Below are 12,167 nucleotides of genomic sequence, written 5' to 3'. Positions count from 1 at the left end.
CAGAATACTACGTTCATAGTAGATTTGCCACTAGTTTCATAGTGCGCATAGTCTCGGACCGTGAGCAGCACTCGAGAGCGCGCCCTGGATGCCGCGGTGACCCTCGTCGGAACCGAAGGAGTGCGCGCGCTCACCCATGGACGCGTGGATGCCGCCGCGTCCCTCCCGCCCGGATCGACCTCGAATCACTTCCGCACCCGCGCGGCACTGCTCGCCGGCGTGATCGAGTGGATGGCCGTACAGGAGCGAGCGGACGCCGGCATCCCGGAGATCCACAGTCGGGAGCAGCTCATCGGCGCACTGACGCGGATGATCGAGGCCCAATCCGGGCCGCTCGCGGCCAGGACGCGTGCGCGCTACGCCCTGTTCCTCGAAGCCGACGAAGACGCCGCCGGCCCATTGAGGGCGCAGCGTGCGGGCATGGAGCAGTGGGTGCGCGGCATCCTCAACGAACTCGGAGGCGAGGCCGCAGCGGCGCATACCGCCTTCCTGATGGCGACCGGCGACGGGCTCCTGCTGCACCGCATCACTGTGGATCCGGAGGCGCCGATCGAGGCGGCGATCACGCAGGCCGTCACCGCCGCGCTACGTGCATGAACCGCCGCTCCGGCAGATAATCAGCCCGCTCATCACGGAAGTCACCATAATGGGGACATGACAGCAGCGCGCATCCTGGTCGTCGATGACGAACCCAACATCCGCGACCTCCTCTCGACCGGACTGAGCTTCGCCGGATTCTCGGTGAAGACGGTCGCCAACGGCGCCGCCACCATCTCGGCGGTGCTGGAGGAGGAACCCGACCTCATCATCCTCGACGTGATGCTGCCGGACATGAACGGCTTCAGCGTCACCAAGCGCCTTCGCGGCGCCGGTTTCACCGCGCCGATCCTCTTCCTCACCGCCAAGGACGGCACCGACGACAAGATCGAAGGCCTGAATGCCGGCGGCGACGACTACGTCACGAAGCCGTTCAGCCTCGACGAGATCGTGGCGAGGGCGCAGGCGATCCTGCGGCGCACCATGCAGGCCGATGAGGAGTCGATCATCCGCGCCGGCGAGCTTTCGATGGACCAGGACACGCATGATGTCCACGTCGGCAAGGAACCGATCGAGCTGAGTCCGACCGAGTTCAAGCTGCTGCGCTACCTGATGCTCAACCCGAACAGGGTGCTCTCCAAGGCGCAGATCCTCGATCACGTCTGGGAGTACGACTTCAACGGCGACGCCGGCATCGTGGAGAGCTACATCTCCTACCTTCGCCGCAAGATCGACCCGCACACCGAGGAGTCGCTCATCCAGACCAAGCGCGGCTTCGGCTACATGCTGAAGGTCGGCAAATCGGGCTGACTCGACCCGCACCCATCGCCGCTCTGCCAGTGGCCCCATCGCCGCCTCTGGTGGCCGCCGACGTCGCATACGGGAGGACCGCATGGCACACCAGCCGGACGCGGTCACCCACTGGTGGCGCCGCATCAGCCTGCGGGCGAAAGTCACCGGAGTCACCGTCGCGGTGCTCGCCCTCGGCCTGCTCCTTGCGGGAATCGGAACGGTGCCGATGCTGCGCAACTCCCTCATCGAGAACATCGACGCCCAGCTGCCTTCCCTGGTCTCCAGCGATATCACCGGGCGCTACTTCGACGTCGTCACCACCGACGGCCAGACCAGCTACACGCAGCTGGAGACACCACGCGACTTCTCCTTCGCCGTCTACGACCACGAAGGACGGCTGGCGGCAACGGCGGGGAACGGCCCCTCGCCGAACTTCCCCACGAAGTACTCCCTGCAGCGCGCCACGGCAGACCTGGACCGCAAGTTCACGCTCACGGGAGACGGGGGCAGCTCGTTCCGCGCCGCGGTCGCCGTGGTGCAGGGTGACGATGGCCCGCTTCGCGTACAGCTGGTCGCGATGCCGCTGGACGAAGTGGACCGGATCATAGGACAGTACTTCGGCATCTACACGACCGTCGCACTGATCACCATCTTCCTCGCGGCGCTGCTCACGCGAGGGCTGGTGACCCTCACGTTCCGCCGACTCGGCCAGGTGGAATCGACGGCGATGTCGATCGCAGCCGGTGATTTCAGCCAGCGTCTCACCGATCTCGAGCCGACGACGGAAGTCGGCCGGCTCAACGCCGCGATCAACACCATGCTCGACCGCGTCGACGGCTCGCTCGCCCAACGGGATCGCACGGTGCGGCACATGCGCCGCTTCATCGGAGACGCCAGCCACGAGCTGCGCACACCGCTCGTCAGCGTCCGCGGCTATGCCGAGCTGTACCGGATGGGCGCGATCCGCGGCGACGAGGACACCGCGCGCGCCATGGAGCGCATCGAGAAGGAGGCCATCCGGATGGGCGTGCTCGTCGAGGATCTCCTCGCACTCGCCCGACTGGACGAGGAGCGCGAACCGGAGATCGAAGCCCTCGATCTCCGGCCGATCGCCCGCGACGCCGCCCTGGATCTGCGTGCAGCCGCCCCAGGGCGGACGGTCACGGTGGTCGACCTCACGGGGAAGGCGGCATCCGCACCACCGACGTACACCGTCACGGTACGCCCGGACGCGCACTCGGCAGCACCCCGCGGGCTCGCGGGCGCCACCCTCGCCCGACTCCGCAGGAAACCGCGCGGCTCCGCTGATGCGGTGCCGGCGATCGATTTCACCGAGTCGGCCGACCTTCCCGTGCGCACGCCGCCGATCGTGCTGGGCGAGGAGAACAAGGTGCGCCAGGTGGTGACCAACCTGCTCGGCAACGCTCGCCGGTTCTCCCCCGAGGACGGCCCGATCGAGATCGTCGTCGACACGGATCGCGTGCGCGGGACCGGCAGCATCGCGGTCGTCGATCACGGCGAAGGCATTCCCCCGCAGATTCGCGAGCAGATCTTCGAGCGGTTCTGGCGGGCTGACACCTCGCGTGCCAGAGAGACCGGTGGCGCCGGCCTGGGCCTGGCGATCGTCGCATCGATCGTCAAGGCGCTGCATGGTTCGGTCGCCGTCTCCGAGACGGCAGGCGGCGGCGCCACCTTCACGGTCACCCTGCCCCTGGCGCCGGCCAGAGCGACGCCCGCGCACCTGATGGAGGACACGCAGCCGCTGGACCGGCTCGACCTGTAGCGCACTCCTCCTGCACCGTTTCTCGAACCCGCGGGTTGCACACAGACCGTGGAGATCGCCCCATTACCCGTGGGGACGGCGGGCGATCGACGAATAGGTTCAGAACTCCATCGAGAGGAGTTCCCATGTCCGTCTTCACCGTCGACACCGAAGCCGTGCAGGCCGCGAACAGCGCGGCCCACGCCACCATGGCGCGCCTGCAGGGCGAGTCCACCACCCTGATGGCTCAGCTCGGGCAGCTGCAGTCATCGTGGACCGGCAGCGCATCGGCCGCTTTCCAGACCTGCAGCGAGCAGTGGCGCGGCGCGCAGCTGCACGTCGAGCAGGTTCTGGAGTCGATCGGCACGGCCCTCGGCGCTGCCGCCATGCAGTACGCCGACGCCGACCAGTACTCGGCCAGTCTGTTCCGCTGATCCCCCTCCGCGGAACGCAGAAACGCCCCGGCCGAGAGGCCGGGGCGTTTCTGTGCGAGGAAGCGGGACTCAGAAGTCCATGCCGCCCGACGGGTCACCCATCGGAGCGCCGGCCTTCTCAGGCTTGTCGGCGACGACGACCTCGGTGGTGAGGAAGAGAGCCGCGATCGAGGCTGCGTTCTGCAGCGCCGAGCGGGTCACCTTGGCGGGGTCGATGATGCCCTGTGCGAACAGGTCACCGTACTCGCCGGTCGCGGCGTTGAGGCCGTGACCTGCGGGCAGGCCGGCGACCTTGTTCGCGACGACGCCCGGCTCGAGACCGGCGTTCAGCGCGATCTGCTTGAGCGGAGCCTCGATGGCGACGCGGACGATGTTGGCACCGGTCGCCTCGTCACCCGTGAGCTCGAGCGTGGCCAGAGCCTTGGTGCCGGCCTGGATCAGCGCGACGCCACCACCGGGGACGATGCCCTCTTCGACGGCAGCCTTCGCGTTGCGAACGGCGTCCTCGATGCGGTGCTTGCGCTCCTTGAGCTCGACCTCGGTTGCCGCTCCCGCCTTGATGACGGCGACGCCACCTGCGAGCTTGGCGAGACGCTCCTGGAGCTTCTCGCGGTCGTAGTCGCTGTCGGTGTTCTCGATCTCGCGACGGATCTGCGTGACCCGACCCTCGATCTGGTCAGCTTCGCCGGCACCCTCGATGATGGTCGTCTCGTCCTTGGTGACGATGACCTTGCGAGCGCGACCCAGCAGGTCGAGCGTGGCGCTCTCCAGCTTGAGGCCGACCTCTTCGGTGATGACCTGGGCGCCGGTGAGGATCGCGATGTCCTGCAGCTGCGCCTTGCGGCGGTCGCCGAAGCCGGGAGCCTTGACGGCGACCGACTTGAAGATGCCCTTGAGCTTGTTCAGCACCAGAGTCGCGAGAGCCTCACCCTCGACGTCTTCGGCGATGATGACGAGCTCCTTGCCGTCCTGGATCACCTTGTCGACGATGGGCAGAAGGTCCTTGATGCTGGAGATCTTCTGGTTCGCGATCAGGATGTACGCGTCCTCGAAGACCGCCTCCTGGCGCTCCGGGTCGGTGACGAAGTACGGGTTCAGGTAGCCCTTGTCGAAGCGCATGCCCTCGGTGAGCTCGAGCTCGGTGCCGAAGGTCTGCGACTCCTCGACGGTGACGACACCCTCCTTGCCGACCTTGTCGATCGCCTCGGCGATGAGCTCGCCGATCGCGGGGTCAGCGGCGGAGATGGACGCCGTCGCGGCGATCTGCTCCTTCGACTCGATCTCCTTGGCGCTGGAGAGCAGTTCCGCGGTGATCGCGGCGACGGCCTTCTCGATGCCGCGCTTGAGCGAGATCGGGTCAGCGCCGGCTGCGACGTTGCGCAGGCCCTCGCGGACGAGCGCCTGAGCGAGAACGGTCGCGGTGGTGGTTCCGTCACCTGCGACGTCGTCGGTCTTCTTGGCGACCTCCTTGACGAGCTCCGCACCGATCTTCTCGAACGGGTCGTCCAGCTCGATCTCCTTGGCGATGGACACGCCGTCGTTCGTGATCGTGGGGGCGCCCCACTTCTTCTCAAGCACGACGTTGCGGCCGCGCGGGCCGAGGGTCACCTTGACAGCGTCGGCGAGGATGTTCAGGCCACGCTCGAGGCCGCGGCGGGCCTCCTCATCGAAAGCGATGATCTTTGCCATGAGTTTTGTCGTCCCTCCTGGACGTAGACGTTGGGTTTAGCACTCAGACTGAGAGAGTGCTAACGCCATTCTGGCACTCGACCCCTTCGAGTGCAAGCTGCGTGGAGGGTGCTACTCCGCAGGAGTCTCGGGCGGCGCCGTCGAACGGTCCAGCCCGATCACGACGGCCAGCTGCTTCTGGTCCGTCTCATTGAGCCCTGCGTAGACATCGCTCTGCTGCACCTCGGCGCCGCCGAGCAGACCGGCCAGTCCGATCGCCGCGAGCTCGTCGTCGTCTGCGACGTAGTAGACCGTGGTCGTGGGGAAATCCTGGCTGTCGCTGTCAGTCGCGTAGACGACGTCCGCGGCCCAACCGCTGTTCAGCAGCGTCTCCCGCATCTGCGTGGCCAGACCCTCCTCCGGGGTCGCGTTGAGAATCATCACCGAATAGGTCGTGTCGACGATCCCGGTCTCCACCGGGGTCGGTGCGACGCTCGGCTCAGCCTCGGGGAAGAGGGTGATGCGACCCATCATGACCAGGGCGACGAAGATGCCGCCGATGATGAGCACCAGTGCGGCGACGAACGACCACAGCAGCACGACCCATCCGTTCATGCCCGGGGCTTCGGCACGGTGTGCTCCGACGCGTCCGGAGGTACGGGGAACGTCGTCGAAGCGATCTCGAGTGGGCTGGGGCACCCCTCGATGTTAGCGGCACCCGTCTGCGAATCCGCATCGGGCAGGGCTCGCCCGATCGGGCGAAGCCTCCGCGTTCAGCTCACGAAACCCGGAATCCGGGCGGCACGACGGGAGGCGCGCGAGTCGCGGATGCGGCGCAGCCGCCGGACCAGCATCGGATCGTATTCCAGCGCGACATCGGAATCGATCAGTCGCGTGAGCAGCTGGTAGTACCGTGCAGCGCTCATCCCGAGCTGCGTGCGGATGACCTCTTCCTTCGCACCACCGTGTCGCGGCCACGCGGCCTCGAGCGCGAGGATCGCGCGGTCGCGCTCCGTCAGGTCTCCGAGCATGACTCCAGGCTAGGACGAATCCGCGGCGTGGCCCGCGCGCCACTCCCACCAGCGGCCCAACGGGTCGGCGGACGCCCGGACGGCGGCGTCGAGGGCGACGACGAAGCCGGGCCAGGTGTCGGCGTCAACGGGAGGCTCCCAGACGTCGAGCAGGCCGGGAGGATCGATCGTCACCCATCTCGCAGGCAGCCGGCGGATGTCCTGGACGAGCGCGAGCCGGTCGGCACGCGGGATGTGCACGAGCACGCCGGGCGTGCTGATCACCAGCGTCGCCCCCGCCGGGGCTTCACCGGCGAGCGCACGCAGCCGCTCCCCGGCGTCGCCGGCGACCAGGAGCGGCGGATCGGACGCAGCGATGTCGAGGGCGGCCGCGATCCGCTCTTCACGCCCCTCCTCCCCCGGCCAGACCAACCCTCGGAGCCACCGTCGATCACGATCGTCTCGGGCATCCAGCGGCGCAAGATCGATGCCGGCACGCCAGATGATCTCCGGCATCCGCAGTGTCGGAAGCGCGCCGGTCACCGTACTCTCCAGCACCACGGAAGACGGACCGTCCTCGGGATCGAGCGCCGCGCGGAGCGATCCGTCCTCGGCGGTGAAGCGGTAGGAATACCGGTCCGGATACAGGCAGAGCCCAGCCGCCGCGCCCAACTCGAGCAGCGCGATGGGGCCGGGGATCTCTGACAGCACCGGCAGCAACGCCGCGAGGCGCAGCGGCTCATTGGTCTGCAGCTGCCTCCGCCCGCACTCCGCGACGATCTCGTCGGCGTGGTCGAGGAAGAACGCGCGCCAGGCCGGGTAGCCGGTGAGTGCGGCGCCGAGCATCCGCGTGACCGCGAAGACCAGGGGAGGTTGGCGTCGGGTCTCCGGGATCCGCGCGAGGAGGGTCTGTACCTCCGCGTCGGCGGCGACACCGGACGCCCACTCCGCGTACAACTCGCTCCGGCCCGGCGCCTCCTCCTGCGCGAACCGCAGGTAGCGAAGTCGCACCGCATCCGTCATGGTTCCATTCTCCCGCGCGTGGCCCGCCACGATCGCAGACGCGAGAGAATAGAGGGGACACAGGAGGACTCATGCCGTACAGCGTGGACAAGACCGAAGACGAGTGGCGCCGAGAGCTCGGCGACCAGCAGTACGCGGTGCTGCGTCAGGCCGCGACGGAACGCGCCTGGACGGGCGAGCTGCTCGACGAGAAGCGCTCAGGCCTCTACACCTGCGGCGCGTGCGGTGCGGAGCTGTTCAAGAGCGGCACCAAGTTCGACTCCGGATGCGGCTGGCCGAGTTTCTACGAGTCGATCAGGCCGGAGGCGGTCGAGCTTATCGAGGACGCGACGCTCGGCATGGTGCGCACCGAGGTGCGCTGCGCGAACTGCGGGTCGCACCTCGGGCACGTGTTCCCCGATGGGTTCGGCACACCGACCGGCGACCGCTACTGCATGAACTCGATCGCGATGAACTTCACTCCGGACGAGTCGTGAGTGTTCTCGATGCCGTCCGGACAAGACAGTCCTGGTCGAAGGTCACCGACGATGCGCCCTCGCGCGAGGAGCTGCTGACGTTCGTCGCCGCTGCCGGACGCGTCGCCGACCACTCCTCGCTGCGCCCGTGGCGCCTGATCGAACTGCGTGGCGCCGATCGCGAGGTGCTGGCCGCGGCGATCGCGAAGGCCGAAGGCGACAAGTCGCCGTCGTCGAAGCCGCTGCGTGCGCCGCTGCTGATCGCCGTCGTCGCCAGCTACCGCAAGAGCAGCAAGGTGCCCCGCTGGGAGCAGGAGGCCGTGGCCTCCGGTGTCGCGCACATGCTGAGCCTGCTGCTGGACGACGCGGGTTGGGGCGTCTTCTGGCGCACCGGTCACTCCACACGATCGAAGGCGGTCGCGAAGGCGCACGGCCTGTCGAAGGATGAGGAACTTCTCGGCTGGCTCTACGTCGGCGGCAAGCCTGCGGGCAAGAAGGCAGGACGACGCAAGCCCGTCGACGCGCGGCGACTCGTCTCCCGGATGCCGAAGAAGTCCAAGAAGAAGTAGGTTCGGGCTCCTCGCGGAACCTCGATCAACGGCGGCGACGGCGCCACGGAACGGCGACGACCACGGATGCCACGGCGACGACCACCATGGCGATGAGCTGCCACGGCGCTGGCCCGGAGACGGCGGGCCAGAGCAGGTCGATCACCACCGACGTCGTGAGCTGCCCGAGCACCGAGCCGAGCCCCATCAAGAGCACGCCGGTCTGACCGACGATGAACGCGCCGAGCAGGATGTAGGCGAACCCGAGGAAGCCACCGAGATACAGCCAGGGCTCCGTCGGAAGAGCATCCGGCAGTCCGCGGATGGACACGCTGCCCGACGCCGCCAGGGCGAGCGCGACTGTTCCCGCGATGAAACTCGTCAGGGTCGCGGCCATCGGAGACTGCACGCGCTGGGCGAGGCGCCCGTTGGTCGCTGCCTGCCAGGCGATCCCGACGCCCGCGGCGAAGGGCAGCAGCAGCATCCACAGCGGAGCGGTCGCGAGCACGTCGCCGCTGAGCGAGATCCCGACCGCGGCGAGCGCGAGCGCCCCGCCGAGAACCCGTCCGGGCGTGACGGCGACGACGCCGGCCGGCCCGAAGCCGATCCGGTCGAGGATCAGTCCGTGCAGGGTCTGCCCGGCGACCACGCCGACCGTGAACAATGACACGCCGAGAACCCCTGCGGTGAGGCCCTGGGTGGAGACGGTGAGAGCGCCGCAGGCGCCGCCGAGCAGCATCCAGAACGGGATCCTCCGCTCGCGGACACCGCTCCACAGCCGTGCCACGCCGGCCCTCGCCGAAGGGATGAACGGAATGACGGCGATCAACACGATGAGACCGACGGTGAAGGAGATGAGCCCCGCGACGATTCCGTCATCGACTCGGACGCCGAGAACGCCGTTGATGCGCGCCTGAACGGCCGTCATCGCGCCGATCGCGACCGCTCCGCCGAGAGCCACCGGGGCGGGGAGCACACGCTTCTCGGTCACCCGTCGACCCTACCCGAGCGCGTGTCGGAGGTCGGCGCTACCCTATGTGCATGTGCGCGAGCTACGGTCTGGATCCCCGGTTCACCGATGCGGAACTCATTGCTGAAGTTGACGAGGACATCCTCGAAGGGCTTCGCACCTGGGCCGCGGAGAATGCCGGCGAGACATTGAGACCGACGGGCAAGAACCTCCGGAATCTCAACCCGATCCTCGTCGATGCCGACGGCGAGATCACGGTGGCGCCCGCATGGTGGGGCTTCCTGATCGACGGAGCCCCCTCGCGGTTCCCCTCGATCAACACCCGCTCCGAACGCCTTCAGGAACGCCCGGGGAGCCTGCGGTCGCGTGCGATCGTTCCGGCGACCGGCTGGTACGAGATGAAGAAGCCCGAGCGGGTGTGGCACGAGTTCGGCCTCGGGGGCGGTGCCCTCTTCGGCATGGCGGCCGTCACGCAGCGCGGACGCACCGCCGACGGCGAATGGTTCACCTGCTATTCGGTCGTCATGCGCCCGGCACCCGAACACCTGGCGAGCATCCACGACCGGATGCCCGTGCTGATCCCGACGCCGTTCGCGCGCGACTGGCTGTCGGCGCAGGGTGATCGCGAGCTCATCGACGAGGCGCTGCTGGCCGCGGCATCCCTCGATGAGCGCGTGACCGCCGTGCCGCGCACCGACGACAAGGGAACGGAGCGGCTCTTCTGAGCGCCTTGGATGCCGCAGAGCTGATCGCCCTCGCCTCGGCGCGCGCCGAAGAACTCCCCGGATCCGAGCGGGAGAACCCCTTCGGGCCCGAATGGGACGTCTTCAAGGTGCGAGGCCGGGTCTTCCTGCTGGCACCGCTGGACGGCACCGGCCGAGTGACTCTCAAATCCCACCCCGACGACGCCGTGGCACTGCGTGAGACGTTCGCCGACATCATCCCCGGGTACCACATGAACAAGAAGCACTGGATCACGCTGACGCCGGGGACCACGCTCGAGGCCGACCTGATCGCCGAACTCGTGACCGAGTCGTACCTTCTCGTGGTGGAGAATCTCCCGCGCAGGCTGCGTCCGGTGGATCCTGCCCTCTTCGGGCGCCCGCCGGCCTGACAGTCCCCGCCACGAAAACCCGCACGGCGCAGAGAGACGGTACCTGCGGAGGATGCGGTGGACGGATGAGGCCTCCTAGCGTGGAAGCATGATCACAGCAGAAGGCCTCACGAAGAGGTTCGGAGACAAGACCGCCGTCCAGGACGTGTCGTTCACCGTCCGACCGGGGAGCGTCACCGGCTTCCTCGGCCCGAACGGTGCGGGGAAGTCCACCACCATGCGCCTGATCGTCGGCCTCGACCGGCCGACCGCCGGACGCGCCACGATCGGTGGCCGGGAGTACCGCAAGCTGCGCGCGCCCCTCACCGAGGTCGGTGTACTCCTCGACGCGAAAGCCGTGCACACCGGCCGCACCGCGCGGAACCACCTCCGTGCGATGGCGGCGACCCACGGCATCTCCGCATCCCGCGTCGACGAGGTCATCGACCTCGCCGGCATCACATCGGTGGGCAACAAGCGCGCGGGCAAGTTCTCGCTCGGCATGGGTCAGCGCCTCGGCATCGCCGCTGCCCTCCTCGGCGATCCGCACACGCTGATCCTCGACGAGCCGGTGAACGGCCTCGATCCCGAAGGCGTGCTGTGGGTGCGCCATTTCGTGCGGCACGCCGCCTCCGAGGGACGCACTGTCCTGCTCTCCAGCCACCTGATGAGCGAGATGGCGCAGACAGCCGATCACGTGATCGTGATGGGGCGCGGCAGAGTGCTCGCGGACGCACCGCTTGACCAGCTGGTGCGCGATTGGACCCGCAGCACCGTGCGCGTGCGCACCCCCCGTACCGGCGACCTCGCCGCCGCGGTGAACGGCGCCGACGTCGAGGTCGTCAGCGTCGAGCCCGATCTGCTCGAGATCGTCGGCCTCACCGCCGCGCGCATCGGCGATCTCGCCGCGGATCGCGGCATCCCGCTGCATGAGCTGACACCGACCAGCGGCTCCCTGGAGGACGCGTATCTCGCGCTCACCGGGGATGCCGTCGAATACCGCACCCGCACCGCGTCGGAAGCCGGCGCCCCGCTCGAGGAGGTCGTGGCATGACCGCCGCAGCCCAGCTCACCCGTTCCAGCCACGTCGCGGCCGACCGTCACAGCGTGACCTTCCTCCGCCTGGTGCGGTCCGAGTGGATCAAGATCGCCACTCTGCGCTCCACCTGGTGGTCGATCGCGATCACCGGCGTCCTCACGGTCGGCATCGCCGCCCTCATCGCGGCTTCAGCCGATGTGCCGGGTTTCGACGCGATCCAAGCCGTGGTCAGCCCCATCCAGTTCACGATGCTGCTCGCCGGGATCCTCGGCGCGATCTCCGTCACCGGTGAGTACTCCACCGGCATGATTCGCTCCACGCTCACCGCCAATCCGGTGCGCGGAGCCGCCCTCGCGGCCAAGGCCGTCGTGATCGCCGCGTTCCTGTTCATCGCGTCGCTCGTCATCTTCACGATCGCCGCGTTCGTCGTGACCGCTGTCGGCGCCCCGAACGACGTCGTGCTCGATTGGTCCTCCCCGGAGGCGACGATCCTTCCGATCATCGTCGCTTCGCTGGCGATGGCCGTGTTCGCTCTCATCGGCGTCGGATTCGGGTACATGCTGCGCTCCGGAGCCGGTGCGATCGCCGCGACCGTCGGCGTGCTGTTCGTGCTCCCCATCGTCGCCAGCATGTTCTCCTTCGGCGGGGAGAGCTGGGCGTGGATCCTCGACCTCGCGAACTACCTCCCGATGGTCGCCGCGCAGAGCGCCATCCTCCCCGGTGAGGGTGCGGCGCTCGAAACTCCGGTGGCCTACCTGACCCTCGCCGGCTGGGTCGCCGCCAGCATGATCGGCGCCTGGGCGTCGCTGCGCACCCGCGACGCGTAGAGTCTCGTC

At 68.3% G+C, this 12,167-nt stretch carries 15 protein-coding genes; 10 read left to right on the top strand and 5 right to left on the bottom strand.

What is annotated here, in order from left to right; all coding sequences use genetic code 11:
• The first annotated feature begins 60 nt into the window (after positions 1-60).
• From MRBLWO13_RS10570 to MRBLWO13_RS10555, 4 genes are all read left to right on the top strand, one after another.
• Positions 61-597, top strand: a complete 537-nt coding sequence (locus MRBLWO13_RS10570; RefSeq protein WP_341973936.1) for a TetR family transcriptional regulator — start codon at positions 61-63, stop codon at positions 595-597.
• A gap of 57 nt (positions 598-654) precedes the next feature.
• On the top strand, positions 655-1,347 hold the full coding sequence (locus tag MRBLWO13_RS10565; protein WP_341973935.1) for a response regulator transcription factor: 693 nt from the start codon (positions 655-657) through the stop codon (positions 1,345-1,347).
• 82 nt (positions 1,348-1,429) lie between these two features.
• Positions 1,430-3,112 (top strand): HAMP domain-containing sensor histidine kinase, encoded by a 1,683-nt coding sequence (locus tag MRBLWO13_RS10560; protein ID WP_341973934.1) that lies wholly within the window; start codon positions 1,430-1,432, stop codon positions 3,110-3,112.
• A 125-nt stretch (positions 3,113-3,237) separates the two neighbouring features.
• Positions 3,238-3,525, top strand: a complete 288-nt coding sequence (locus MRBLWO13_RS10555; RefSeq protein WP_341973933.1) for a WXG100 family type VII secretion target — start codon at positions 3,238-3,240, stop codon at positions 3,523-3,525.
• Positions 3,526-3,594: 69 nt separating this feature from the next.
• On the opposite strand, the gene groL is transcribed toward MRBLWO13_RS10555, so the two are convergent.
• The 4 genes from groL to MRBLWO13_RS10535 form a co-directional block, all read right to left on the bottom strand.
• On the bottom strand, positions 3,595-5,214 hold the full coding sequence (groL, locus tag MRBLWO13_RS10550; RefSeq protein ID WP_341973932.1) for a chaperonin GroEL: 1,620 nt from the start codon (positions 5,212-5,214) through the stop codon (positions 3,595-3,597).
• Between the two features lie 111 nt (positions 5,215-5,325).
• Positions 5,326-5,892 carry a LytR C-terminal domain-containing protein gene (locus tag MRBLWO13_RS10545; RefSeq protein WP_341973931.1) on the bottom strand — a complete coding sequence of 189 codons (567 nt, stop codon included), beginning with the start codon at positions 5,890-5,892 and terminating at the stop codon, positions 5,326-5,328.
• A gap of 74 nt (positions 5,893-5,966) precedes the next feature.
• Positions 5,967-6,224 (bottom strand): DUF3263 domain-containing protein, encoded by a 258-nt coding sequence (locus tag MRBLWO13_RS10540; RefSeq protein WP_341973929.1) that lies wholly within the window; start codon positions 6,222-6,224, stop codon positions 5,967-5,969.
• Between the two features lie 9 nt (positions 6,225-6,233).
• Complete coding sequence (locus MRBLWO13_RS10535; RefSeq protein ID WP_341973928.1) at positions 6,234-7,226, bottom strand: DUF2332 domain-containing protein; 993 nt, start codon at positions 7,224-7,226, stop codon at positions 6,234-6,236.
• A gap of 71 nt (positions 7,227-7,297) precedes the next feature.
• Between MRBLWO13_RS10535 and msrB the strand changes: the two genes are divergently transcribed.
• Both msrB and MRBLWO13_RS10525 read left to right on the top strand, forming a co-directional pair.
• Entirely contained in the window at positions 7,298-7,702 is a 405-nt protein-coding gene (msrB, locus tag MRBLWO13_RS10530) for a peptide-methionine (R)-S-oxide reductase MsrB (protein ID WP_341973927.1), read from the top strand.
• Entirely contained in the window at positions 7,699-8,250 is a 552-nt protein-coding gene (locus tag MRBLWO13_RS10525) for a nitroreductase family protein (protein WP_341973926.1), read from the top strand. Before msrB ends, MRBLWO13_RS10525 begins: the two co-directional genes overlap by 4 nt.
• A 25-nt stretch (positions 8,251-8,275) precedes the next feature.
• Here the strand turns inward: MRBLWO13_RS10525 and MRBLWO13_RS10520 are convergent, their stop codons facing one another.
• Positions 8,276-9,220: a DMT family transporter gene (locus MRBLWO13_RS10520; RefSeq protein ID WP_341973925.1), complete on the bottom strand. Its 945-nt coding sequence runs from the start codon at positions 9,218-9,220 to the stop codon at positions 8,276-8,278.
• 50 nt (positions 9,221-9,270) lie between these two features.
• Between MRBLWO13_RS10520 and MRBLWO13_RS10515 the strand changes: the two genes are divergently transcribed.
• From MRBLWO13_RS10515 to MRBLWO13_RS10500, 4 genes are all read left to right on the top strand, one after another.
• On the top strand, positions 9,271-9,924 hold the full coding sequence (locus MRBLWO13_RS10515; RefSeq protein WP_341973924.1) for an SOS response-associated peptidase family protein: 654 nt from the start codon (positions 9,271-9,273) through the stop codon (positions 9,922-9,924).
• Positions 9,925-9,929: 5 nt separating this feature from the next.
• Positions 9,930-10,313, top strand: coding sequence for an MmcQ/YjbR family DNA-binding protein (locus MRBLWO13_RS10510; protein WP_341973923.1), 384 nt, complete (start codon positions 9,930-9,932; stop codon positions 10,311-10,313).
• A gap of 88 nt (positions 10,314-10,401) precedes the next feature.
• Positions 10,402-11,346 carry an ATP-binding cassette domain-containing protein gene (locus tag MRBLWO13_RS10505; RefSeq protein WP_341973922.1) on the top strand — a complete coding sequence of 315 codons (945 nt, stop codon included), beginning with the start codon at positions 10,402-10,404 and terminating at the stop codon, positions 11,344-11,346.
• Positions 11,343-12,158, top strand: a complete 816-nt coding sequence (locus tag MRBLWO13_RS10500) for an ABC transporter permease (RefSeq protein WP_341973921.1) — start codon at positions 11,343-11,345, stop codon at positions 12,156-12,158. The genes MRBLWO13_RS10505 and MRBLWO13_RS10500 overlap by 4 nt, the downstream gene beginning before the upstream one ends.
• The last annotated feature ends 9 nt before the right edge of the window (positions 12,159-12,167 follow it).

It is taken from the genome of Microbacterium sp. LWO13-1.2 (assembly GCF_038397725.1).
In the GTDB taxonomy this organism is placed as follows: Bacteria; Actinomycetota; Actinomycetes; order Actinomycetales; family Microbacteriaceae; genus Microbacterium.
The sequence above is the reverse complement of the archived record's forward strand: the minus strand, read 5'-3'. Positions and strand labels throughout refer to the sequence as shown.